Genomic DNA, 23,692 nt, shown 5'->3' on the forward strand with positions numbered 1-23,692 from the left:
AAGGCGGAAGAGCCCGGCATCCTTCATCCCTGCCGAAGGAGCCGCCCGTGCCGCTGCAAGCCTGTCCCGCATCGCCACCACCAGCTTCCATTGCCGGGACGTGACGGCGCGCTGCGTCGTGGTGGTCCGCTGAAACGGCATACGCCTGGCAGGCGAGGGCAACGTCGGGCGCTACGCGTACCGCAAGCACGCGCCGATGCCGCCGTCTTCCGCAACCACCTGCCTTCGCCAGCGCGCTCACGCGCCGCGCGCACCCGAGCATTCTGCCGATCGGCCAGGCCGAGCTCGGCACCATGCTACGCACCGCCCTGGACCTTGCCTGTTCCGGCTTCGCCTTCGACCCGGCCGAAGGCGAACGGCCCGCCGACGTCGTCGACGGCAACTCGATCCTCGTCACGGCGAACCACGGCGTCGCGGCGGCTGACCGCACCGCGGCCAAAGCTTCCGACCGGCAGCACGAGATGGAGCGCGTGGCTCAGGCGCAGCTCTACGCCATGTGGAGATGGAAGCCCCGTAGCCGGCGATCGAGGGCACCAGCCCCGCCTGCCGGCACAGCTCGACCAGCTATGGCGACCGCTCCCATGCCGACTGACACTTCCCGTCGCCGGAGCGGATCCTCGACCGCCGCGAGCCCGACTGCGAGGGTTGACGCGGCATGTCCGAAGCTTCAGCCATTGTCACGCAGCCGTGCTGATCCCGGCGCTGCGCGGACGCCTAGCTTGAAGGGGCGGCGGACGACGCCGCACAGCAAGGCATCCGCCCATGCAGACCGATACGAGACCCCACCCCTATGTCGACGCCTTCATCGCCAGCCTGGTGCCGCGCCAGGTGGCGCTCGGCCATCTGAAGGACCCGCCTGCGCCGCCTGCCCTGCCCCTGCCGCCTGGCTCGCCGGAGGCGGAGCGGCTGCTCCACCTGCTGCTTGGCGCCGACCATGACTTGCGGGACGACCATGCCAAGGCCGGCGCGGTGCACTTGGCCCTGGCGGAGATGCGCCTCCGCCGCCTCATCGCCGAGAAGGGGCTGACGCCCTCGCTCGAAGCCGCGACCAGCGGCCTCCATGCAGCGCAGGAGGAACTGGCGGCCGGCCGTACCGCCCGCGCGCTCTCGGCCGTTGGCGACGCCGTCCGGGCCATCCACGCCGGGCGCTGACCCGGGACCTTGCCGGCTGGGCGGCTTTCGCCTCCCATGCCCGGCATGGACCCTGTCGACACCCTCCTCACCGAGGCTCGCCTGCCGGATGGGCGCACCGGCATGGCCGTCGCCTGCGCCGGCGGCCGCGTCGCCGCCATCCTGCCGCCCGGCGCCCCGCTGCCCCCGGCCGCGGCGACCCATGCGCTCGGTGGCCAGCTCCTGCTCCCCGGCCTGACCGACGGGCACCTCCATCTCGACAAGACGCTGATGGGCCTGCCCTGGATGCCCCATGCGGCCGGCCCCACGCGGGCCAGCCGCATCGAGAACGATCAGCGGCTCATGCCGCACCTCCCGCTCTCCCCCGCTGAGCGTGCCGGCCACCTCATCCGCCGCTGCGCCGCGCAGGGGACGGCGCTGATCCGCACCCATGCCGACATCACCCCCACCTTCGGCCTCTCCATGCTAGAGGGCATCCTCGAGGCGCGCGCGGCGCATGCCGACCGGGTGCGCATCCAGACCGTAGCCTTTCCCCAGGCCGGCGTGGTGACGGCGCCGGGGACGGAGGCGTTACTCGACACGGCGCTGCGCGAAGGCGCGGACCTGCTCGGCGGCCTCGACCCCTGCGAGGTGGACCGCGACCCGAAGGGCCAGCTCGACATCCTCTTCCGCCTGGCGGAGCGGCATGGCGTCGGCCTCGATATCCACCTGCATGAGGCGGGCGAGCTCGGCCTCTTCTCCCTCGCCGAGATCGCGGCGCGGACCCGGGCGCATGGCATGCAGGGGCGCGTGGCGATCAGCCACGGCTTCTGCCTCGGTGCCCTGACGGAAAGCCGGCTGGCAGCGGCGGCCGCGATGATGGCCGAGGCGGGGATGGCGCTCGTGAGCCACGGCGCCGGCGGTGCTCCCCTGCCGCCGCTGCTGCGGCTGCGCGCCGAGGGTGTCCGCGTCTTCTGCGGCAACGACAACCTGCGCGACCTCTGGAGCCCCTATGGCACCGGCGACATGCTTGAACGCGCCGCCATCATCGGCTGGCGGCTGGATGCGCGGACGGACGAGGCTCTGGCCGAGGTCTTCGACATGGTGAGCGCGGCCGGGGCGGCGGTGATGGGGGAGGAGGCGCCGGCCCTGGCGGTGGGCGCGCCGGCGCATCTCTTTGCGGTCCCGGCCGAGACGGTGGGGGAGGCGATCGGGGCGCATCCGGCCCGAGGAATAGTTGTGTTCGAGGCACGGGTCGTGAGCCAGGGCTGACGCTTCGCCCAAGGGTTTTGTCGTAGCCTTGTTCCACAATCATGTGGTGAGGGTGCACCGAAGTCGTTACGTTCCTTCAGGGGCCGGCGCATCCGGACCGGGGAAGCGCCACGCCGATGCTCAACGAGAACCTCTCCATCGCCGACTTCTACAAGCTCCGCAAATCCGACCAGGGCGGCTTTGCCAAGTGGCGGATCGAGACGCTGCCCAAGGGCATGCTGCTCTTCAAGCTGACCAAGGGCGACGCGCCGGAGACGCAATACGGCGTCAGCCCCTGGTGGTCCGCGGTGAAGCCCTTCAAGGAGGATTACGAGGGCGCGCTCGGCCGCTACCAGCAGGCCAGGCTCAACGGCATCGACATGAGCGCCATGGTGCGCTTCATGTCGGCGGTGCGGATCGACTGGAACGACCTCGACAACTACGTCCAGATCGAGCTGAAGACCGATGCCCGCGGCTTCTGGGGCACCTATACGCCGCAGCCCAAATGGAGCGAGCCCAAGTACAACCTGGCCGATATCCGCGCCCGCAAGGCGAAGGAAAGGGAGGTCGCGGGCGGCTCCATGATGTTCGACGTCCTGGGCGGGCTGGAGGCCTGGCAGCTCTTCATTCCGAACCTGAAGGACGAGCACATCAAGCGCGCCTCGGTCATCTCGGCGCATGACATGACGGCGCTCGGGATGGCCCTCGGCCTCGTCTGAGGCGAGGCGGGTGGGCGGCGCCTGCCCAAGCCCTGCCCCGCGCTGCCCAACCAGCAGGCAAAGCGCACCACATGTCCCGGATTCCTGCGCGATGCACCCGTGGACAGCGCGCAAGGTCATGCCATGCTCCGCGCCGCAACCGGGGAGAGGCTTCCGCATGAGACTGGCCTGGATGGCGGCGCTGGCCGCGCTGTCGCTCACCTGCCCAACCCTGGCCCAGGTCCCGGCCAGCCTGCCCGCGGGTCCCAGGGTCTCGGTCGTCGCCGTCACCCAGCCCCTGCCGACCCAGCCGCAATACACCCGCGTCGACATCCCCGTGTTGCGGGAGGAGGTCGGCCAGCGCAGCGGCGGCCGGATCGAGGTGCAGCTCTCGACCCATGCCGAGCGCAACCTTTCCGGCACGGAGCTTGTGCGCCTCGTCCGCTCCGGCCAGGCGGATATCGGCGCCGGGACGCTGTCCACCCTCTCAGGCGATGTTCCGATCCTCGACATGCTCGACCTTGCTGGCCTCGCCCCCGATATCGGGGTGGCGAAGCGCATCGCCGAAGCCATGCTGCCCGTCGCCAACCGGGACCTGGAGCGCTTCGGCGCCCGTCTGATGGTGATCTATCCCTTCCCGGCGCAGGTGGTCTTCTGCCGCGCGCCCTTCGCCAGCCTCGCCGACCTGCGCGGGCGGAAGATCAGGACTTTCGGCAATTCGCTGGTGGATTTCTTCACCGCCCTCGGCGCCCAGCCCGTTTCGATCGGCTTCCCCGAGGTCTATTCGGCGCTCGAGCGCGGCGTGGTCGATTGCGCCATCACCGGCAGCGGCAGCGGGGTTGCCGCCCGCTGGCCGGAGGTCACGACGCATATCTCGAACCTTCCCGTCTCCTGGGCGCTGGCCGGCTACATCGTGAACATCGCCTGGTGGAACCGGCTGGACCCGCAGGTGCGTGCCTTTCTCGAAGGCGCCCTGCGCGAGGTGAGCGACCGGCAGTGGGAGCTCGGCGCCGCCGCGACGCGGGACGGCATCGACTGCGCCATCGGCAAGGCGGAGGCTTGCCGCATCCATACGCTCGCCACGCGGCCGATGACCGAGGTGCCGGCGACCCCCGCCGACAGCGCCGCGCTCCGCGAAATCCTGGAGAAGACCGTGCTGCCCGGCTTCGTCCGCCGCTGCGGCGCCCGTTGCGGCGAGACCTATAACCAGGTGATCGCGCCAGTTGCCGGCATCCGGTTCGGCGGGTGAGGCGGCTGCGGCGGGGCGTCGCCGCGCTCGCGGCGGGGATGGCCTATGTTGCGGGCTGGAATTACCTGGCCTGCGCCGCCTTCATCACCCTCGACATCCTGGGGCGAAGCCTGCTCGGTGTCTCCTCCGCCGCGACGGTCGAGGTGACGGGCTACATGCTCGCCGGCGGCATCGCATGGGCGCTGGCGCATACCCTGGCGCAGCGGGCGCATATCCGCGTCGATGTCTGGGTGAATCGCCTGCCGCTGCGGCTGCGGGCGATGCTGCACCTGCTCTCGCTGCTGTTGCTCGGCCTCTTCGCCGCCTTCTGCGCCTGGGCGGCCTGGTCGCTGGTGGATGAGAGCATCCTGTTCGATGCGCATGACAACAGCGCGCTGCGCGTGCCGCTGATGGTGCCGCAGGGCATCTGGGCCTTCGGCATCCTTGCCTTCTGCGCCATGATCCTGGTCCTGGCGCTCGAAGGCACCCTCGCCCTGCTGGCAGGCCGGCCTGAGGAGCTGGACCGCCTGCTCGGGTCACGGACCATCGGCGACGAGGCGGCGGAGGCGCTCGAAGCCGTCGAGATGGCGCGCAAGCCATGATCGCCGTCGCCCTGATGCTGGTGCTGCTCGGCGTCGCCGTCTTCGCTGCCGCGACGGGCGGGCAGGCGGTGCCGGTGGCGGAGATCCTCGCGCTGACCGGCGCCTTCCTCGTCTTCTTCGGCGCCGGCGTCTATGTCGCGGCGGTGCTCGGCCTGCTCGGCGTGCTGATCGGCCTCACCTTCTCCGACCGACCCTGGTGGGCCTTCGCCGGGCAGACGCTCTGGGGCCCGTCCTCGAATTTCGTGCTGGTGGCGGTGCCGCTCTTCCTGCTGATGGGGGAGATCCTGCTGCGCGCCGGCCTGTCGGACCGGCTGTACCGCGCGCTCAACGTCTGGCTGAACCGGCTGCCGGGCGGCCTGCTGCACACCAACATCGCCTCCTGCGCCGTCTTCTCGGCGATCTCCGGCAGCTCGGTGGCGACGGCGGCGACCATGGGCTCCGTCGCGCTGCCCTATTTCAACAACTCGGCCTACAGCCAGCGGATGGTGCTCGGCTCGCTCGCGGCCGGCGGGGCGCTCGGCAACCTGATCCCGCCGGGGATCACCTTCATCATCTACGGCCTCATCACCGAAACCTCGGTCGGCGCGCTCTACATGGCGGCGCTGCTGCCGAGCCTCCTGGTGACGGGCCTCTTCATCCTCGTCATCACCATCCACGGCCTGCGCCACCCGCTCCCCAAGCCGGAGCGCCTGCCGCCTGCGCGGAAGCTTCGCGCGCTGACCGATCTGGTGCCGACACTGCTGCTGATGGTGCTGGTGCTCGGCTCGATCTATGCGGGCTTCGCCACGCCGACCGAGGCGGCCGCCCTCGGCGTGACGGGCGCCGCCGTCTTCGCCGCCATCGAGGGCAAGCTCTCGTTCCGCCTGCTGAACGCCAGCGCCGAGGCCACGGCGCGCAACACGGCGCTGCTCGGCCTCATCATCTTCGGCGCCTACTTGCTGAACTACCTGCTGACGACGATCAACGTGCCGCAGGCGCTCGCCGGCTTCATCGGCGGCCTGCCCCTGCCGCCCTGGGCCATCATGGCGGCGATCCTGGCGCTCTACCTGGCGCTCGGCACCTTCATGGAGGGCTTCTCCATGATCATCACCACGGTCCCGGTCGTCTTCCCCGTGGTCCGCGCCCTGGGCTACGATCCCATCTGGTTCGGGGTGATCGTCACGATGCTGGTGGAGATCGCGCAGATCAGCCCGCCGGACGGCACGGTGATGTATGTCCTGCAGGGGATGCGGCCGAAGCCCGGGCCCATCACCGATGTCTTTGCGGGTGTGATGCCCTTCCTCGGGGCCTATCTTCTGGCGGTGGTGCTGATGATGATCTGGCCCGATATCGCGCTGTGGCTGCCGCGGGTGATGGGATGAGCCCGGCCGATCGTCCGAGCGAGGGCGTGAGTCGGCTGCCCGGCGATGCGCGCCCGATCCGCATCGCCGTCGATATCGGCGGCACCTTCACCGATCTCCAGGTCTTGGATGCCCGTGACGGCGCCGTCCGTGCCTGGAAGACGCCGACGACGCCGGAGGATCCTTCCATTGGCCTGCTGCGCGGCGTGACCGAGGCCGCCGGCCGCTTCGGTTTCGCCCTACCCGAGGTCGGGCTGCTGCTGCACGGCACCACCATTGCCACCAATGCGGTGCTGGAGCGCAAGCTCGCCCGCGGCGTGCTGCTGACCACGGCAGGCTTCGAGGATGTGCTGGAGATCACCCGCCATGTCCGGCGGGAGCTCTACAAGCTCGACCTCGATCCGTTCCCCTGCCTGATCGAGCGCGACCGCCGCCTCGGCGTGCCGGAGCGCATGCGTGCTGACGGCACGGCCGAGCAGCCGCTCGACGAGGCGGCGATGCCTGGGCTGCTCGCGCAGCTCGATGCGCTGGGAGCGGAGGCGGTCGCGGTCAGCCTGCTGCACAGCTACGTCAACCCGGCGCATGAGCAGCAACTGAAGGCGCTGCTCGCGGCTGCCCGGCCAACCTTGCCCATCTCGCTGTCCTCGGAGATCAGCCCCGAGATCCGCGAGTACGAGCGCAGCAGCACCACCGTGCTGAACGCCCTGCTGATGCCGGTGGTGAAGGCCTATCTCGACCGGCTGGAGGCGCGGCTCGGGGAAGGGGGCTTCCATCCGCTGGTCTTCCTCGTGCAGAGCAATGGCGGCGTCTGCAGCCTGCGACAAGCAGCCGGGCAGCCGGCGCGGCTGCTGCTCTCCGGCCCTTCGGGCGGCGCGCTGGCTGCGGGCCGCATCGCCGAGCTGCTCGCCCGGCCGAACCTCGTCGCCGTCGACATGGGCGGCACCAGCTACGACGTCTCCGTGGTGCAGGGCGGCCGCGTCTCCGTCGTCACCCAGGGCGAGATCGACCGCCTGCCGGTGCGGCTGCCGATGGTCGAGATGCGCACCATCGGCGCCGGCGGCGGCTCCATCGCCGGCGTCGACGGCGGCGGGCGGCTGACCGTCGGCCCGCGCAGCGCCGGGTCCCGCCCCGGCCCCGTCGCCTATGGCCGCGGCGGGACGGAGCCGACAGTGACGGATGCCAACCTCGCCCTCGGCCGGCTCGATCCGGACTACTTCCTCGGCGGCATGATGAAGCTCGACATGCCATCGACGCGCGAGGCCATCGCCGCCAGGGTCGGCACGCCGCTCGGCCTTTCGGTCGAGGAGGCCGCCCAGGGGATGCTGACCGTCACCAATGCCAATCTCGGCGCGGCGGTGCGGCTCTCGCTCTTCGAGAAGGGGCTCGACCCGCGCGACTTCGCGCTGCTCTCCTTCGGCGGCGCCGGCGGGCTGCATGCGACGGACGTGGCGGCGGAGATGGGCATCCGCGAGGTGATCTTCCCGCGCGAGCCCGGCACGCTCTCCGCCTACGGCATCCTCTACAGCGACCTCGTGCAGGACATCGCCCGATCCCGCGTCATGCCCGCCGTGCCGGCGAGCCTGCCTGCCATCGAGAAGAGCATCGCCGCCCTCCGCGCCGAGGCCGAGGCCGGCCTTGCCCGCGACGGCGTGCCGCCCGATCGGCGCGAGGTCGCCGTCGCCGCCGACATGCGCTACCACGGCCAGGCCTTCGAGCTGCTGGTGCCCTGGCCGGAGACGCCGGACCTCGCCGCGCTGCTCGCCCGCTTCCATGCCATGCACCGCCAGCGCTTCAGCTACTCCGACGAGGGGGAAGCGGTGGAGATCGTCACGCTCCGTGCCATCGCCACCGGCCGTCTGCCCAAGCCGGAGGCGACGGAGCCGAGTCCGGCGGCGCGGCCCTCGTTGAAGGGCAGGCGCCGCATCTTCACGGATGGCGCCTGGCGCGACCTGCCGGTCTGGGACCGCGAGGGGCTGAAGCCCGGCGAGCGCGTCACCGGTCCCGCCATCGTGGAGGAACCCTTCGCCACCCACTGGATCGGCTCCGGCTGGAGCGCCGCGCTCGGCGCCGCCGGCGCCCTCATCGCCAGGAGCGACGCATGACCCTCGGGCCCATCGAGATCGAGGTCATCCGTAACGCGCTGACCGCCGCGGCGGCCGAGATGGACGTCACCGTCTGGCGGACCAGCCGCAGCACCATCGTGCGCGAACTGCTCGACTATTCGACCGCCGTCTTCGATGCGGAGGGCAACAACCTCGCCCAGTCCGCCCGCATCCCGAGCCACCTCAATAGCATGTCGCATTTCCTGCGGGAGATTCTCGACCGCTACGTCGATCCCGCGACCTGGGGGCCGGATGACGTCGTCATCTCCAACGACCCCTATTGCGGTGGCCAGCACCTGCCGGACATCTGCGCCTTCAAGCCCGTCTTCCACGAGGGGCGGCGCATCGCCTTCGTCGGTACACTATGCCACCATATCGATGTCGGCGGCCTCGTCGCCGGCAGCTACGCGGCGAAGGCGATCGAGATCTTCCAGGAAGGCCTCCGCATCCCGCCGCTGAAGCTGATCGAGAAGGGCGTCCGCAACGAGGGTGTCTGGGCGATGATCCGGCAGAACATCCGCAAGCCGGACCTGCTGCTCGGCGACCTGCAGAGCCAGATCGCCTCGCTCGAAGTGGGCGCCGCTGCCCTCCGCCGCCTCGCCGGACGCTACGGCGCCGAAGATATGCTCGAGGCCGGCCGCCGCATCCTCGACATGAGCGAGCAGGCGATGCGCGCCGCCATCGCCCGCATGCCGGACGGCACCTACGAGTTCACCGACTGGCTCGACGACGACGGCATCGACCTCGGCAAGCCGGTCAGGCTGCATGTCGCGCTGACCATCGCCGGCGATGCCATCTCGGTCGATCTCTCCGGCTGCTCGCCCCAGGTGCAGGGACCGACCAATGCGACACTCGCCAGCAGCAACGCGGCGGTGATGTTCGCCGTCATGTGCGCGAGCGACGAGCCCTTCGCCGCCAATGCCGGCTGCTACCGCCCGGTGACGACCATCGCGCCGGAAGGCTCGGTGGTGAATACCCGGGCGCCGGCGCCCGTCGTCCACCGCATCGCCGTCACCCACCGGCTGCTGAACGCCATGTTCGGCGCGCTGCACCAGGCGGTGCCGGACCGCATTCCGGCGGCCTATTACGGCAATTCCTATGTCTGCACCTTTCAGACCGTTGCGGCGGACGAGAAGCGCGAGGTGCTGGTCGAGATCGAGATCGGCGGCACCGGGGCGCACCCGAGGAAGGACGGCGTGAACGCCCTCTCGGCCGGGATGCACAACAACAGCAACATCCCCGTGGAGATGATCGAGGCGCAGGCGCCGCTGACCATCACCCGCTACGTGCTGCTGCCCGATTCCGGCGGCGCGGGCGAACATCGCGGCGGGCTCGGCCTGCTGCGCGAATGGCGCATCGACAGCCCGCGCTGCTTCTTCACGGCCAATATGGACCGCTTCGTCCACGCCCCCTACGGCCTCGCCGGCGGGGCGCCCGCCAGCACCGGCAAGCTGGTGCTGACGCGCGACGGCACCGAAAGCCTGATGCCGCCGAAATCCGACAACGTGCCCTTGCAGCGCGGCGACCGCATCCGGCTCGAGACCTCCGGTGGCGGCGGCTTCGGCGACCCCGCGCGCCGCAGCCCCGAGGTCGCGGCGCGAGACGTGGCGCTCGGCTACGTCACGCCAGCAGGCGTCGGGTGAAGCGGCGCGAGGTGCGGAACATCGGCCGCACCCGCTCCGTCCAGGGTGTCGAGCGCGCGGTGATCCATTCCGGAGTCTGGTTCGCCTCCGGCCGCTCGAAGCGGTAGGCGGCGAGCAGGTTGGGCGCGCCGCCATCCAGCCGCCGGTAGCGCGTGCCGCCGATGCAGCCGGGGCAGCTCGTCAGCATCGGCAGGTGCTCGCGCTCGTACCAGTCGAAGATCGCCGGCAAGTCCGCCTCGGCGATATCGAGCTCGACCGTGTAGAGGAAGGGCGCCGGCCGCGACACGTCGCCGAGCGAGGCGATGAAGCCATAGGGGATGCCGCCCTGCTCCTCCGGCGGCGCCTCCAGCCAGTGCCAGATATCGGCCTCGTTCTCCAGGTCCTGGTAGCGCAGCCCGGCGCCCCGGCCTTGCTGGATCAGCAGATCGGCCATTCTGTTTCCTCCGCTCCGGCGGCAGTATCGGCCCGGGCACGGCAGGGAGGAAAGCCATGGCACGGGTCGCGGTCATCGGCGCGGGGACGATGGGGCATGCGCTGGCGCTGGTCTTCGCGCTCGGCGGGCATCAGGTGCGCCTCACCGACAGCAATGAGGCGACGCTCGCCCGCGCGCAAGGGCTGATGGAGAAGGCGCTCGCGACGCTGGTCGAGGGCGGCGAAGCGCCGGCGGACTGGACCTCGGCGCATCTTGCCCAGGCCGTCACCCGGCATGCCGACCTTGCCACCGCGGTGGACGGCGCCGAGCTGGTCGTCGAGGCGATCATCGAGACGCCGGAGGCCAAGCGCGCGCTCTTCGCCCAGCTCGACGCCCTGACGCCGGCCGAGGCGGTGATCGCCAGCAACACCAGCCATCTCGACGTCTTCCCGCTGATTCCCGAGTCGCGACAGGCGCGGGCGCTGATCGCCCATTGGTACACGCCGCCCTATCTGGTGGACCTCGTCGACGTCATCCCCGGCCCAAGTTGCGAGCAGGCTGCCGTCGAGGGCGTGATAGACATGCTGCGGGCCATGGGCAAGCAGCCGCTCGGGCTGAAGAGGTTCGTCCCCGGCTATGTCGCCAACCGCATCCAGGCCGCGATCGGGCTCGAAGTGCAGCACCTGCTCGATGAGGGCGTGGCGACGGCGCCCGAGATCGACGCCGCCATCATCCACGGCCTCGCGCTGCGGCTGCCGATCCTCGGCGTCTTCGCCAAGGCGGATTTCACGGGCCTCGCCTTGTCCCAAGCGATCCTCGCCAACAAGAGCTACGCGCCGCCCCCGGTGCGCGGGCGGAGCGAGACGCTCGACAAGCTCGTGGCCGAGGGCCGCACCGGCGTCCTCGCCGGCGCCGGCTATTACGACTGGCCGGGCGACCCGGCGGCGCTCTTCGAGGCGCGCGACCGCCGCCTCATTGCACTGAAGCAGGCGTTGCGGGAGATCGGCACCATGGCCGGGCTGGAGCGCGGCGCATGATCCGCTACGACCTTGCGGGCAGGACGGCGCTGGTGACCGGCGCCGCCTCCGGCATCGGCCTCGCCCTCGTCACCCAGCTCGCCCGCAACGGCGCGCGGGTCGCGCTCAATCACCTGGCCGAGGATCCGCGCGGGCCGGACCAGGTCGCCCGGCTTCGCGCCGAGGGCCTCGACGTCATCGCCGCGCCCGGCGATGTCGGCGATGCGGCGGGCGGGCCACGCATGGTGGAGCAGGCCATCGCCGATCTCGGCCGGCTCGACTTCCTTGCCAACAATGCCGGCACGCCCGGCAGCCGGACCAGCATCGCCAGCCATGAGCTCCACCGCATCACGGAGGAGCTGTGGGGGGTGCTGCTGCAGGTGAACCTCCTCGGCGTCTTCCGCTGCACCAAGGCGGCCGCGCCGGCGCTGAGGGCGTCCGGCGGCGCGGTGGTCAACACCGCCTCCATCGCGGGGATGAGCTCGCCCGGCTCCTCCATGGCCTATGGCGCGACCAAGGCTGGCGTCATCAGCCTGACGAAGAACCTGGCGCGTGCGCTCTCGCCCGAGGTGCGCGTCAACGCCGTCGCGCCCGGTGCCGTGGACAGCGCCTGGATGATCGAATGGACCAACGAGCAGCGCAGCAGCAGCATCGACAAGGCCCTGCTCAAGCGCCGCTGCACGCCGGACGACCTGGCGGAGGTGATGCTCTTCCTGCTCGCTGGCGCCGCCATGGTGACGGGCCAGACGGTCGTCGTGGATGGCGGGCTGACGCTCAGCGGCTGAGCGCGACCGTCGAAGGCCGTTGCGGCCTGAGACGTGAATCGCGCGATCAGGCTTGCGGCAGGACCACCACGGTGCCGCGCTTGGTGCCGGACTGCACGGCCTCGTGCGCGGCCGCCGTCTCGGCCAGCGGGAAGGCGGCGGCGATGCGGTGCAGCCGCGGCGCCTCCCGCAGCCAGGCGGTGATCTCCTCCATCGCCTGGCGCCGCGCGGCGGCGGGCGCGCTGTTCAGCACCACGCCGCGCAGGTTGACGTTTCGCCGCATTAGCACGGCGGAGACGGGGATGGCGGGGGAGGGGCCGCCGCGGCTGGCATAGCCGATGACGCTGCCGTTCAACGCCACCACTTCCGACCAGAGGGCGAGATTGCCGGCGACATCGACCTCGACGATGCGGTCGACGCCGCCCGTCGCCGCCATGATCCGCGCCGCGCAATCCGGCGCGCGGTAGTCGAAGACCGCATCCGCCCCGGCGGCGGCCGCGTCCTCGCTCTTCCACCCGCCGCTCGCCGTGGCGCCGACCCAGGCTGCGCCGCCCCAGCGGGCGAGCTGCACCGCGTAATTGCCGACCGCCCCGCCGCCGCCCGAGACCAGCACGCGCAGCCCGCGCACCGGCCCGTCGGCGAAGAGGCAGCGATGCGCCGTCATCGCCGGGATGCCGAGGCAGGCGCCGGTCTCGAAGGGGATGGCCTCCGGCAGCGCGATGACATTCTCCGCCGGTACGCAGGTGAATTCCGCCGCTGTGCCGAAAGGGCGCCCGCGCTGCGCGTTGTAGAGCCAGACGCGCTGCCCCAGCAGCCCGGCCGGTGCGCCCTCGCCGAGCGCCTCCACCACGCCCGCGCCGTCGCTGTTTGGGATGATCAGCGGCCACTCATTGGCGTAGGAGGTCCCGGCCCGCCGGTAGGTATCGGCCGGGTTGACCCCGGAGGCCTCGAGCCGCACCCGCACCTCGCCCGGGGCCGGCTCGGGCAGGGGCCGCTCGCCGAGCAGCAAGACCTCCTGTGCCGGGCCCGTCCGCGTGTACCAGACGGCCCGCATCAGCCGAGGGCCACCGCGCATTCGATCTCGAGCAGGAATTCCGGCACCGGCAGCGCGGCGACGACGCAGGTGGTCCGCGCCGGCAGGTGCTCGGGCGGGAAGGCGGCGGCGTAGAGCCGGTTCATCTCCCGCACATCCCCGGCCCGGGTCAGCAGAACGTTGGTCTTGACGACATGGGCGATGTCCGTCCCCGCCGCGGCGAGGATGGCGTGCAGCGACCTCATCACCTCGGCGAATTGCGCGGCGAAGTCGCCGACCGCGAGGTTGCCATCCGGCGCGAAGGGCCCGATGCCGGAGACGTAGAGCGTCCGGTCGTGCCGCACCGCGACCGAGAGGGGCGGGAAGGGGCGCCCGTCCGTCGGCGGGGCGAAGCGCTCGATATGCGCCATCTCAGGCCGCGCAGCGCACGAGCCTGCCGGGCAGCGCCCCCGTCGCCTCGCCATGCCGGTAGGTGACGGCGCCGGCGACGATGGTCGCCTCGTAGCCGCGGGCGCGTTGCATCAGGCGCCGCCCGCCAGCCGGCAGGTCGTAGAGCATCTCCGGCCGGTCGAGCGCCAGCGCGTCGAGGTCGATGACGTTGATGTCGGCGCGCATCCCGACGCGCAGCAGCCCGCGGTCGGGGAGGCCCGCCGCCCGCGCCGTGTCGCTCGTCTGCCGCCGGATCAGCTCCTCGATCGGCAGGCCGCGCTGCTTGCCCCAGTAGCTCAGCAGGAAGGTCGGGAAGCTGCCGTCGGAGATGAAGCCGACATGCGCCCCGCCGTCCGAGAGGCCGACGATGGTGTTCGGGTGCCGCAGCAGCTCGCGCGAGGCATCGAGCGTGAAGTCGGCATAGTTGGTCAGCGGGCAGAAGAGGAAGTTCTGGCCCTCATTCGCCAGCAGCATGTCGTAGGCAACCTCCTCCGGGCTGCGGCGCTGCCGCGTCGCCTCGGCGGCGACGCTGGTCTCGCGGTGCGGCGCATAGTCGGGCGGGTCGCCGAAGGGGAACATCCGCTCGAAGGAGAGCCGGGTGATGAGCGGGAAATTGCTCCCCGCGATCCGGTCATCGGCGAGGATGCGCGCCCGCACCGCCGGGTCCCGCATCGCGGCGACGCGCTCCGGCACCGGCAGGTGGGCGATCGCCTTGTAGCTTGGCGCCCCGCTGAAGGGGTTCTGGCTGCCGAGCAGCCCCATGAGGATGCCGATCGGCCGCGGCGGGAAGACCGGGCGGATATTCACCCCCTCCGCCGCCGCCTTGTTGGACAGCGCCAGCAATTCGCGCCAGACCTCCGTCCGGTCGTGCCGGGCGGTGAGGGAGAAGACCATGGGCCGCCCGCAGGCCTCGGCGACGCGCCGCAGCATGGCGAATTCGGTGGCGGCATCCGGGAGGTTGAAGTCCGAGACTACTTCGAGGAAGCCGGCGCCGACCTCCTTCAGCCCGAGCGCGATTCCCGTCAGCTCGTCCTCCTGTGCACGGAGCGTCGGCGTCGGGTCGCCCTTCAGCGTCTTGTGGCTGATGGTCCGGCTGGTCGAGAAGCCGAAGGCCCCGGCCCGCACCGCCTCCGCCACGATCTGCCGCATGGCGGCGATGTCGCCCTGGTTGGCCGGCTCCAGCGCCAAGGCCCGCTCGCCCATGACATAGACGCGGACGGCGGCATGCGGGACGAGGGCGCAGATGTCGATGTCGCGCGGCTTGCCATCGAGCACGGCGAGATACTCGGCGAAGCTCTCCCAGGTGAAGTCGAGGCCCTGGGACAGGACGGGTGCGGGGATGTCCTCCACCCCCTCCATCAGCTCTATGAGCTGCATCTCCTGCCCCGGACGGACAGGAGCGAAGCCGACGCCGCAATTGCCCATCACCGCGGTGGTGACGCCATGGATGGCCGAAGGCGCCAGATGGCTGTCCCACACCGCCTGGCCGTCGTAATGGGTGTGGATGTCGACGAAGCCCGGCGTTACCAGCCTTCCGGTGGCGTCGATCTCCTCCCGCCCGGGCGGGAGGTCCGGGCCGATGGCGCTGATCCGCCCGCCGCTGACCGCAAGATCGGCGACATAGCCCGCACCGCCGCTGCCATCGACGATGGTGCCGCCGCGGATGACCAGATCCTCTGCCATGGCCCGCTTCCTTCCTCGTCTTGCTTGGAAGGAAGCCTAGGCCCGGCAGGCTGGGGTGGGAAGCCTGGAGCGGATCGCCCGGGGACGGCTTCGTCCGAGGGCCTCATTTGCGCCAGAAACAACAGCCTGGAGCATCCCCGGTGACGCCGCGGCAACCGGGCATGCCCTAGTCGGGCATCGCAGCTGCCTCGTAGCCGACCGGCACGGCGCCCCGCTGCGACGGCGCCAGCACCGTCCGCAGCTGCGCCAGCATCGCCTGGGCCGCCTCGCCGAGCTCCGCCTCGGGACCGGCCACGGCCTCCACCGCGGCCAGCGCCCGGGCTCGCTCCTCCGCCCCCGGCAGCAGCCGGGCGAGGGTCGCCAGCGCCTCGACCGGCGCCATGCTGGCGAGCACCGTCTGGCGGCGGATCATGGCCTGGCGCTCCTCAGGCGTCATGGCTGCGAAGGGCTGCTCCGTCGTCAGCATGGCGTTGGAGCGCACGAGGCGGGAGCGCCGCACGCCACCCCGGGCCCGGGCGAGCAGGACCATCATGCGAATGACCGCCGCCGCGTAGCCGCCCTCGCCGATATGGGCCAGCGCCTCGCGCAGCTCGGGCGCCGTCGCCTGGGGCTCCGGCGGCGGAGCCTCGGGCGGCTCGGCCTGCGCCACGCCCCAGGTGCCGAGCGCGCCGTAGAGGGCGTGGAAGGCGTATTCCGTCCAACCGTCGCGGATGTCGCGGTAGAGGTCGAAGCTGCGCTCCACCCCATCCGCCCACATCCTCTCCCAGGCGAGGAAGGGGTTGCCCGGCGCCACCGCCGCCCGCTGCGCCCGCGCCTGCTCGGCGAGCGGCGCGACCGGCGCCATCAGCGGGTTGCGGTCGCTGAAGAGGGTGCGCCGCAGCCGCATGGGATGCATCTGCCGGCGCAGCTCCGCCGTCCGCTCGGTGGTGACCTGCCGGACCAGCGGCGCGGCGAACAGGTCATAGACCGACTGGTTCAGCGCCGAGATGCGGGCGACGGCCGGGAAGGCCTCGTTCTTCGCCTCGCCGCTGCGGGCGCGGATGTCGGCCATGGTCCGCTCCTTGAGCTCGACCTGCCAGCCGCCGTTGCCGCCCTCCGTGGTGATCAGCATCTCGTAGAGGCCGGGGGCGACGCTGTCGATCAGCTCCAGCGTCTCGGCGATCTCGGTATGCTCCTTCAGCGCCACGGCGCCCGAGACGAAGATGCCGAGATGGCCGATATCCTCGTGCATCAGGTAGACGATGGTCTGGCCGAGCGTCTTGATCTCCTGCTCGTCGCGGTAGACATCGGCGATCCAGCGCAGCGCCTGGCCGGGGGGCGTGATGTTGTCGCCGGCCGAGGCGAAGACGATCACCGGGCTGCGCACCGCGCGCATGTTGAAGGTCGCGCCGCCGCCCGCTGAGATCTCGCCGCGGGCGAATTTGTCGCCGATGAACAGGTTCTCGACGATCCAGCGGATCTCGTCGCGGTTCATCAGGAAGTAGCCGCCCCACCACTTCTCGAACTCGAGGAAGCGCGGCGTCTCCCGGTCCACATTGGCGTAGAGGTTGTAGTACTTGCGGAACCAGGTGTTGGCCGGCGACAGGCTCTCGAAGTTGAGCACCAGATTGGCGCCGTCGAACTTGCCGTTGCCGAGGTCGGCCATCAGCGCCGCGGGCCAGGAGCCGCCGGCGAGGCCGCCGAGATAGCGCATCGGGTTCCGCCCCCGCTCGCCCGCCCAGTAGGAGAGCGGCGCGCCGTTCAGCACGATCGCGCCGGTGAGGTCGGGCTGCGAGGCGCCGAGCATCATCACCGCCCAGCCGCCCTGGCAGTTGCCGATGACGACGGGCTTCGGCGCCTCCGGGTGCAGCTTCGCCACCTCCTGCAGGAAGACGCCCTCGGCATGCGTGATGTCGAGGATGGTCTGGCCCGGCTCCGGGTCACGGAAGAAGACGACGAAATAGACCGGGTGGCCGCGCCGCAGCGCCACGCCCACCTGGCTGTCCGACTTGAAGCCGCCGATGCCGGCGCCATGGCCGGCGCGCGGGTCGATGATGACGAAGGGGCGCAGCTTGGGGTCCTGCGGCGCCGCGCCCTCGGGGCGGCGGATGCGGACCAGGGCGTAGTTGCAGGGCCGCGGCAGGGTGCGGCCGTCCACCACCATGTCCCAGGGGAAGAAGAGCACGGGAGGGCAGCCCTCCGCCTCATGCTCGTAGAAGGCGTTGCCCGCCTGGCGGAGCGCGTCGAGGTAGAGGATGCCGCGCTGCGCCGCATCCACCGCATAGTCAGCCGCGGAGGCCAGCAGCGCGGCCGGGTCGGCAGGCAGCGGCGGCGGGCTCGGCGGCAGGGTGGCGGGGGCGAGCTGCGCGGCTTGGCGCGCCGCCACATCGGCCAGCGTCCGGGCCTGGTCGACGATCCGCGACATGGTTTCGGCGCCGCGAGACAGCAGCTCGCGGCCTCGAGGGGGTGTGACCACGGTCATTGGCGTATCCTTGGTTTGGCCGGGATGCTGCGACGCAGCACGGCCAAAGTCCAGCCGAATGCGGCAAAAAGCGGTGACATGGCGAAATCTTTGGGCCTAGTTTCGGCAAGGGGAGAACCGTGCCGTGCCGCAAGCCGTGAAACGATGCGTCGCCCTGCAACCGCACCAGGCACGCTTCATGGACGCGCTGGTGGCATCGGGGGCCTATGGCTCGCGCGGGGCGGTCATGCGGGCGGCGCTGCGCGCGCTTGAGGCCCGGGATGCCGCCATGGAACGCTGGGTGCTGGCGCAGGTGGTGCCGGTGCTCGGCGCCCTGCATCCCGCCCGCCGCCTGCCCGATGACCATCTGCTCAGCGCCGTGCGGCAGCAGCAGACGGTGCTGATGGACGAGGATCGCTGAAGCCTCGCCGCCGAAGGCCAGGGCGGATCGGGGCGCGGATCCTGTCCTACCGGACCAGGATGTAGCGCATGGTGAAGTCGATCGTCACGCCGTTCGGGTCCGCCCCGGGCGGGAAGGCCGGCAGCGTCGCGCCGCGGAACATCGAGACCAGCCCCGCATCGAGCCAGACCGAGCCCGAGGGCCCGATCAGCCGCACCGACCTCACCTTGCCGTTCGGCTCGGCGATGACCTGAACCCGGCTGCGGCCCTGGTGGCCGGCCTCCACCGCGCTTGCTGGGTAGCGCTTGTTCTCGTCGACCCAGCGGCGGAAGGCGTTGCGCCAGTCCGGCCCGACCTCGGCGCCGCGCACATCGGCCTCCGCCTCCGCCGAGTTGCGCCCGAGCGTCGCCAGCGGACCCGGTGACAGGTCGAGCCGGGAGCGCGGCGCCCCCGGCGGGGCGGAGGGGCTGGGCGGCACGAGGTTCCGCGCCTCCGGCATCCAGACGCCGGGCAGGCGCTGGGGCGGGGCCGCCGGCCGGGCGGCCGTCTGCGGCGGGGCCGGCGGCGGCGGGCTCGGGCGCGGCACCTCGCGCGGCAGGGGAATGGGGGGCGGCGGGGGCGGCAGCGGCAGCGCCTCAGCGACGACGGGCGGCGGCAGCGGCGGCGCCGGCGGCGCGGTCGCCTCCGGCATCGGGGGCGGCTGGGCCGGCTGCGGGACGAAGGGCGGGATCTCGGGGGCAGGGGGCGGCGCCTCCTGCTCCGGTTGCCGGATGCCCTGCTCGTCGCCGGGGCGACCGGGGGCGCCGGACTGGTACTCGACCTCAAAGGAGGGCGGCGGCAGCGGCTCGGGCGGCGTCTCGCGGGTCATCACCGCCAGCACCACCAGGCCGAGGAAGCCGATATGCAGCAGCACCGAGCCGACGAGCCCCGGCCGCAGCCGCCGCCAGGGGCGCTGCGAGCGGGGGATGCGGCGGCGGCCCGGCCGGAGCGCCGGTTCGGCCCGGAGGGTCGGGGCGGTCACGCGGCGGGATCAGCCCTGGCTGCCGGGCCCCTTGCCACCTGCCATCGGCGTGAACAGGCGGAAGAGACCGGCCATGGCGTCGCGCATCTGCTCCGGTGTCTGCGGGGCGAGCGGCATCCAGGTCCGCAGCAGCGCCTCGGGCGACAGGGCATCCACGGCGTCCAGCATCTGCTGCTGCATCCTCGCCAGCACCGCATCCTGCATCGGCCGCAGATCGGGCAGGCCCAGGAAGGCCCGGGCCTCCTCGGGCGAGCATTCGACCTCGACGTTGATCTTCATCGATTCAGGGACTCCGCGCGGCCTTGCCCATATGAACCGGCAGCGCCCGCTCCGCCAGCGCGGTTACGTTTTGTTGGCGAGGCTTAACATCGGCGTAGGATGGGCCGGACGGAACCGCATAGGGCGCTCGATGCTGCGATTCAGTGATTTCCTCTTCACCGAGAGCCGCGAGCCGGAGGACGATGCCCGCGTCATCCTCGAGTGCCTGGAGGAGGCGAGGCTCTGCGACGCGCTCGGCATGGAGGTGGTCTGGCTGGCCGAGCACCATTTCGACGGCAACTGCGCCTATGTGGACCCGACCACTTTCGCCGCTGCCGTGCTGGCGGCGACGAGGCGGGTGAAGGTGGGCTTCGCCGTCGCCCAGGTCTCGCTGCACCACCCGATGCGGCTCGCCGAACAGATCGCGCTGCTCGACAATCTGGGCGAGGGGCGGCTGATCGTCGGGCTCGGCCGCGGCACCGCCTACAATGTCTACGAGTACCAGGGCTACGGCATCGACTGGCGGGAGGCGCCGGCGCGCTATGCCGAGGCCGAGGCGATCATGCTCGAGGCCTGGACCAACAAGGCGGGCGTCACCCACAAGGGGCGGTTCTGGGACATCCAGGCGCCACGGCTCAGGCCGGAATGCTTCACCAGGCCGCATCCGGCGGTCCTGCGCGCGGCCTCCTCGGAGGAGGGGGCGCTGCATCTCGCCCAGCGCGGCCTGCCCTTCATGATGAACGTGCAGTCGTTCGAGGTGACGCAACGGCGCCTTGCCGCCTACCGCGCCGCGCTGGCGGCGGCCGGGCATGGCGAGGCGCATGTCGCCCGCTGCATGGCGGAGAGCTGGGTCTGGCGCAACGTCGTCGTCGCTGAGACGGATGCCGAGGCCGCGCGCATCGGCATCCCCGCCTTCGAGGCGATGCAGGAGCAGCGGCGGGTGTTGCGGGAGCGCGTCTATGCCGAGCAGGGCATCCGCATGGTGGAGGAGCAGGTGCCGCCCGCGCGTGTGCAGGTGGAAGGCGCGCTGATCCATGGCTCGCCGGCGACGGTCGCGGCGAGGATGGCGGAGATCGACCGCACCGGCGTCGGCGGGGTGATCTGCTCCTTCCGCCTCGGGCCGATGCCGGCGGAGGTGGCGAATGAGTCGATCCGGCTCTTCATGACGCGGGTCGCGCCGGAATTCGCGCCGCGCGCCACGGCGGCGGAGTAGCGCCGGGGCTGCTCCGCCCCGGCGCCGCCCGGCGGTCAGCTCGAGGAGCGGCCGCCATGGCTGTTCTGGCCGCCCTTGCGGCCCGCCTCCGCCGCCTTCTCGCGGTCGTTGGCGAAGTTGCCGGGGTTGTTCTCCTTGCCCTGGCTGGTGCCGCCCATGTGGCCGGCCTCGCGCGCCTTCGCGCGGTCATTGGCGAAATTGCCGGGATTGCCTTTGCCGCCGCCGCCGGAGCCCTGTTGGTTCGCCATCGGTCGTTTCCCTCTTCCTTGTGGTGGGGGCAGGGGTACGCTTCCGCCCCTCGCCATAACGCGGAAGCGGTTCGCCGTTTCCCGCAGGCGTTGAGCAACTATTGAGGCCCTGTCAGCGAGGTTCCCCGATGGCCGATGCATCCCCGCTTGCGATCTTGGAGGGGCTCTGGCGCAGGGCGGGGCTGTCGCCGGAGCGGCTGCCGGAGATGCGGCTGGCGGGCGAGGAACCGGCCCTGCCCTCCTCCTTCCGCATCGGCGCGGCGGCGCAGGCGAGCATCGGCGCGGCGACGGCGGCGGTCGCGGCGCTGCACCGGGCGCGCGGCGGGGCCGAGCAGGCCGTCGAGGTCGGCATGCGCCATGCGGCGCTGGCCTTCCTCTCCGAGCGCTACCTGGCGCTGGAGGGCGGCGATGCCGGCGCAAGGTGGGACGACATCGCCGGCACCTATCGCTGCGGCGACGGGCGTTTCGTGCGGCTGCACACGAATTTCCCGCATCACCGGACGGGCACGCTGACGCTGCTCGGCTGCGAGGGCAACCGGGCCGCGGTCGGGGCTGCGCTCGGCGGGTGGGAGGCGCTTGCCTTCGAGCAGGCGGCGGCGGAGGCGGGGCTCTGCGTCGCCGCCATGCGGAGCTTCGCCGAGTGGGACGCGCATCCGCAGGGGCAGGCGGTGGCCGCGTTGCCATCGCTGCAATTCGAGAGGATCGGCGAGGCCCCGCCGCAGCCCCTGCCGCCGGCGGGGACGAGGCCGCTCGGGGGCATCCGCGTGCTGGAGCTGACGCGGGTGATCGCCGGGCCGGTCTGCGGCCGGACGCTCGCCGCGCATGGGGCGGACGTGTTGCACGTCAGCGCGGCGCACCTGCCGAGCTTCGACGAGCTCGTCGTCGATACCGGGCGCGGCAAGCGGACGGCCTCGCTCGACCTGCGCTCGGCCGAGGGGCGGGAGCAGCTGCGGGGGCTGGCGGCCTCGGCCGATGTGTTCCTGCAAGGCTACCGGCCGGGGGCGGTGGCGGGGCATGGCTTCGCGCCCGAGGCGCTGGCGGCGCTCCGGCCGGGGATCGTCTGCACCTCGCTCTCGGCCTATGGTGAGGTGGGGCCCTGGGGCGGGCGGCGGGGCTTCGACTCGCTGGTGCAGACGGCGAGCGGCTTCAACCATGCCGAGGCGGAGGCGGCGGGCAGCCTGCCGGAGCCGCGCGTGCTGCCCTGCCAGGCGCTCGACCATGCCTCGGGCTACCTCCTCGCCTTCGGGACGCTGGCGGCGCTGCTGCGGCGGGCGGAGGAGGGCGGGTCCTGGCGGGTCGCGGTCTCGCTGGCGGGGACGGCGCAGTGGCTCCGGGGCCTCGGGCGGATCGAGGGCGGGTTCGGCATGGCGGTGCCGGGGATGGCGGAGCTGGGCGGGCTGCTCGAGACCAGCGAGAGCGGGTTCGGGCGGCTGACGGCGCTCCGCGAGGCGGGGCGGCTGGAGGCGACGCCGCCCCATTGGGCGCTGCCCTCGGTGCCGCTCGGGACTCATCGGGCGGAATGGGCTTGAAGGTTTGAAGCCTGGCCCAGGCCGATCAGTGGCTTAGGCCGCAGTTTGAGGAATTGAGGGGTTTAAGGGGCCGTTTCGGGGCTTGGGGAGTGGTGCTCCGGGCAGGGCTTCGCCGGTGACCACGCACCCATAGCGGAGATGAGGCGAAATCGCAACGATCAGTCGGCGGTGATGCTGGCCTCCCGCACCAGCACGGCCATGGCGGCGCGCTCCCGCTTGAGGAAATCGGCGAATTCGGCCGGGCTGTTGCCGAGGGCGAGCGCGCCGAGGGCGGTCAGGCGGTCGGCAACCTTCGGGTCGCGCAGCGCGGCCTGGCAGGCCTCGTGCAGGCGCTCGGCGATGGCGGGCGGCAGGTCGGCGGGGGCGTAGACGCCGTTCCACTCCGTCTGGTCGTAACCGGGGAAGCCGAGCTCGGCGACGGTCGGCAACTCCGGCAGGGTCGGGATGCGGGAGGCGGAGGAGGCGGCCAGCGGCCGGAGCCGACCCTCCTGCGCCAGGGCCGCGGCGCTGGCGACGGTGGCGAAGCCGAATTCGACATCGCCGGCGAGGACGGCGGCCAGGGCCGGGCCGCCGCCGCGATAGGGGACGTGGCTGAACTCGACCTTCGCCCGGTCGGCGAGGACGGCGGTGGCGATGTGGTTCGAGATGCCGTTGCCGGAGGAGCTGTAGGTGAGGCGGCCGGGCGCGGCGCGGGCGCGGGCCAGCAGGGCGTCCAGGCTGCGGAGGGGACTGTCCGGGCGGACCACCAGCAGCAGCGGATAGACGGTGACGCGGCTGATCGGGGTGAAGCCGGTCATGTAGTCGAAGGGTAGGTTGCGGAAGAGGAAGGGCGCGACGGCCTGGTTGGTGGCATCGACGAGGAGGGTGGTGCCGTCCGGCGCGGCGCGGGCGACCTCCGCCGCGCCGATGGTGCCGCCAGCGCCGGCGCGGTTCTCCACGACGGCGGGTTGGCCGAGGAAGGCGGCGAAGGCGGGGGCGAAGAGGCGAGCAGTGGTGTCGGCGCCGCCGCCGGGGGAGAAGGGGACGATCATCCGGACCTAGTGGTCTGAGTTGAAAGTTTAGCTGCAGTTATCTGGAGCTTGAGGAATAGGATGCTGCGCCTGGGATGGGGAGGCGCATCATGTCCCGCGGGCCCAAGGCTGTGGCGCTGGAACTGACCGAGGCGGAGCGGGCCGAGCTGTGTCGCCTGCTGCGCCGGCGTGGCGTGGGCCAGGCATTAGAGCGGTTTCAGGCTGACTGGAAATAGCCGCCATGGCGAAAGTAGTTGGCGCA

24 protein-coding genes are annotated in these 23,692 nt (G+C 71.7%); 14 read left to right on the plus strand and 10 right to left on the minus strand.

Annotated elements, in window-relative coordinates; translation table 11 throughout:
* Positions 1–296: 296 nt before the first annotated feature.
* On the minus strand, positions 297–458 hold the full coding sequence (locus tag AC5JJ1_RS10915; protein ID WP_495785143.1) for a hypothetical protein: 162 nt from the start codon (positions 456–458) through the stop codon (positions 297–299).
* A gap of 304 nt (positions 459–762) precedes the next feature.
* Here AC5JJ1_RS10915 and AC5JJ1_RS10920 point away from each other — a divergent pair, with 304 nt between their 5' ends.
* The 8 genes from AC5JJ1_RS10920 to AC5JJ1_RS10955 all read left to right on the plus strand — a co-directional run bounded on the left by AC5JJ1_RS10920 (position 763) and on the right by AC5JJ1_RS10955 (position 9,974).
* Positions 763–1,152 (plus strand): hypothetical protein, encoded by a 390-nt coding sequence (locus AC5JJ1_RS10920; protein ID WP_495785144.1) that lies wholly within the window; start codon positions 763–765, stop codon positions 1,150–1,152.
* Between the two features lie 45 nt (positions 1,153–1,197).
* Positions 1,198–2,382, plus strand: a complete 1,185-nt coding sequence (locus AC5JJ1_RS10925; protein ID WP_495785145.1) for an amidohydrolase — start codon at positions 1,198–1,200, stop codon at positions 2,380–2,382.
* Between the two features lie 116 nt (positions 2,383–2,498).
* Positions 2,499–3,080: a hypothetical protein gene (locus AC5JJ1_RS10930; protein WP_495785146.1), complete on the plus strand. Its 582-nt coding sequence runs from the start codon at positions 2,499–2,501 to the stop codon at positions 3,078–3,080.
* A gap of 157 nt (positions 3,081–3,237) precedes the next feature.
* Entirely contained in the window at positions 3,238–4,308 is a 1,071-nt protein-coding gene (locus AC5JJ1_RS10935) for a TRAP transporter substrate-binding protein (RefSeq protein ID WP_495785147.1), read from the plus strand.
* Entirely contained in the window at positions 4,305–4,889 is a 585-nt protein-coding gene (locus tag AC5JJ1_RS10940; RefSeq protein WP_495785148.1) for a TRAP transporter small permease subunit, read from the plus strand. The genes AC5JJ1_RS10935 and AC5JJ1_RS10940 overlap by 4 nt, the downstream gene beginning before the upstream one ends.
* Positions 4,886–6,250 carry a TRAP transporter large permease gene (locus AC5JJ1_RS10945; protein ID WP_495785149.1) on the plus strand — a complete coding sequence of 455 codons (1,365 nt, stop codon included), beginning with the start codon at positions 4,886–4,888 and terminating at the stop codon, positions 6,248–6,250. Before AC5JJ1_RS10940 ends, AC5JJ1_RS10945 begins: the two co-directional genes overlap by 4 nt.
* A 26-nt stretch (positions 6,251–6,276) precedes the next feature.
* Positions 6,277–8,331 carry a hydantoinase/oxoprolinase family protein gene (locus AC5JJ1_RS10950; protein WP_495785150.1) on the plus strand — a complete coding sequence of 685 codons (2,055 nt, stop codon included), beginning with the start codon at positions 6,277–6,279 and terminating at the stop codon, positions 8,329–8,331.
* Positions 8,328–9,974 (plus strand): hydantoinase B/oxoprolinase family protein, encoded by a 1,647-nt coding sequence (locus AC5JJ1_RS10955; protein ID WP_495785151.1) that lies wholly within the window; start codon positions 8,328–8,330, stop codon positions 9,972–9,974. Before AC5JJ1_RS10950 ends, AC5JJ1_RS10955 begins: the two co-directional genes overlap by 4 nt.
* On the opposite strand, the gene AC5JJ1_RS10960 is transcribed toward AC5JJ1_RS10955, so the two are convergent.
* A complete protein-coding gene (locus AC5JJ1_RS10960) occupies positions 9,952–10,407 on the minus strand; it encodes a hypothetical protein (RefSeq protein WP_495785152.1) in 456 nt (151 codons plus the stop codon). The genes AC5JJ1_RS10955 and AC5JJ1_RS10960 overlap by 23 nt on opposite strands.
* A 56-nt stretch (positions 10,408–10,463) precedes the next feature.
* Here AC5JJ1_RS10960 and AC5JJ1_RS10965 point away from each other — a divergent pair, with 56 nt between their 5' ends.
* The gene (locus AC5JJ1_RS10965; RefSeq protein ID WP_495785153.1) at positions 10,464–11,423 is read left to right on the plus strand and encodes a 3-hydroxyacyl-CoA dehydrogenase family protein; all 960 of its coding nucleotides are present in this window, start codon (positions 10,464–10,466) and stop codon (positions 11,421–11,423) included.
* Positions 11,420–12,187: an SDR family NAD(P)-dependent oxidoreductase gene (locus AC5JJ1_RS10970; RefSeq protein ID WP_495785154.1), complete on the plus strand. Its 768-nt coding sequence runs from the start codon at positions 11,420–11,422 to the stop codon at positions 12,185–12,187. The genes AC5JJ1_RS10965 and AC5JJ1_RS10970 overlap by 4 nt, the downstream gene beginning before the upstream one ends.
* 46 nt (positions 12,188–12,233) lie before the next feature.
* Here the strand turns inward: AC5JJ1_RS10970 and AC5JJ1_RS10975 are convergent, their stop codons facing one another.
* The 4 genes from AC5JJ1_RS10975 to AC5JJ1_RS10990 all read right to left on the minus strand — a co-directional run bounded on the left by AC5JJ1_RS10975 (position 12,234) and on the right by AC5JJ1_RS10990 (position 17,772).
* Entirely contained in the window at positions 12,234–13,220 is a 987-nt protein-coding gene (locus AC5JJ1_RS10975) for an NADPH:quinone reductase (protein WP_495785155.1), read from the minus strand.
* Positions 13,220–13,609, minus strand: a complete 390-nt coding sequence (locus tag AC5JJ1_RS10980; RefSeq protein WP_495785156.1) for a RidA family protein — start codon at positions 13,607–13,609, stop codon at positions 13,220–13,222. Before AC5JJ1_RS10980 ends, AC5JJ1_RS10975 begins: the two co-directional genes overlap by 1 nt.
* Position 13,610: 1 nt before the next feature.
* Positions 13,611–15,311 (minus strand): N-acyl-D-amino-acid deacylase family protein, encoded by a 1,701-nt coding sequence (locus tag AC5JJ1_RS10985; protein WP_495785157.1) that lies wholly within the window; start codon positions 15,309–15,311, stop codon positions 13,611–13,613.
* 166 nt (positions 15,312–15,477) lie between these two features.
* Complete coding sequence (locus AC5JJ1_RS10990; RefSeq protein ID WP_495785158.1) at positions 15,478–17,772, minus strand: DUF3141 domain-containing protein; 2,295 nt, start codon at positions 17,770–17,772, stop codon at positions 15,478–15,480.
* Positions 17,773–17,896: 124 nt separating this feature from the next.
* Here AC5JJ1_RS10990 and AC5JJ1_RS10995 point away from each other — a divergent pair, with 124 nt between their 5' ends.
* On the plus strand, positions 17,897–18,172 hold the full coding sequence (locus AC5JJ1_RS10995; RefSeq protein WP_495785159.1) for a ribbon-helix-helix domain-containing protein: 276 nt from the start codon (positions 17,897–17,899) through the stop codon (positions 18,170–18,172).
* A gap of 46 nt (positions 18,173–18,218) precedes the next feature.
* Here the strand turns inward: AC5JJ1_RS10995 and AC5JJ1_RS11000 are convergent, their stop codons facing one another.
* Together AC5JJ1_RS11000 and AC5JJ1_RS11005 are read right to left on the minus strand one after the other, a co-directional pair.
* The gene (locus AC5JJ1_RS11000) at positions 18,219–19,172 is read right to left on the minus strand and encodes a TonB family protein (RefSeq protein ID WP_495785160.1); all 954 of its coding nucleotides are present in this window, start codon (positions 19,170–19,172) and stop codon (positions 18,219–18,221) included.
* Between the two features lie 9 nt (positions 19,173–19,181).
* Complete coding sequence (locus tag AC5JJ1_RS11005; RefSeq protein ID WP_495785161.1) at positions 19,182–19,451, minus strand: DUF6489 family protein; 270 nt, start codon at positions 19,449–19,451, stop codon at positions 19,182–19,184.
* A gap of 130 nt (positions 19,452–19,581) precedes the next feature.
* On the opposite strand from AC5JJ1_RS11005, the gene AC5JJ1_RS11010 reads away from it, so the two are divergent.
* A complete protein-coding gene (locus AC5JJ1_RS11010) occupies positions 19,582–20,643 on the plus strand; it encodes an LLM class flavin-dependent oxidoreductase (protein ID WP_495785162.1) in 1,062 nt (353 codons plus the stop codon).
* Positions 20,644–20,678: 35 nt separating this feature from the next.
* Here the strand turns inward: AC5JJ1_RS11010 and AC5JJ1_RS11015 are convergent, their stop codons facing one another.
* Complete coding sequence (locus tag AC5JJ1_RS11015) at positions 20,679–20,891, minus strand: con-10 family general stress protein (RefSeq protein WP_495785163.1); 213 nt, start codon at positions 20,889–20,891, stop codon at positions 20,679–20,681.
* 128 nt (positions 20,892–21,019) lie between these two features.
* Between AC5JJ1_RS11015 and AC5JJ1_RS11020 the strand changes: the two genes are divergently transcribed.
* Positions 21,020–22,420, plus strand: a complete 1,401-nt coding sequence (locus AC5JJ1_RS11020) for a CoA transferase (protein ID WP_495785164.1) — start codon at positions 21,020–21,022, stop codon at positions 22,418–22,420.
* A gap of 158 nt (positions 22,421–22,578) precedes the next feature.
* Here AC5JJ1_RS11020 and AC5JJ1_RS11025 read toward each other — a convergent pair whose 3' ends face one another.
* Positions 22,579–23,451, minus strand: coding sequence for a tripartite tricarboxylate transporter substrate-binding protein (locus tag AC5JJ1_RS11025; RefSeq protein ID WP_495785165.1), 873 nt, complete (start codon positions 23,449–23,451; stop codon positions 22,579–22,581).
* Positions 23,452–23,540: 89 nt separating this feature from the next.
* Here AC5JJ1_RS11025 and AC5JJ1_RS11030 point away from each other — a divergent pair, with 89 nt between their 5' ends.
* Entirely contained in the window at positions 23,541–23,666 is a 126-nt protein-coding gene (locus tag AC5JJ1_RS11030) for a hypothetical protein (RefSeq protein ID WP_495785166.1), read from the plus strand.
* The last annotated feature ends 26 nt before the right edge of the window (positions 23,667–23,692 follow it).

Source organism: Belnapia sp. (assembly GCF_059504005.1).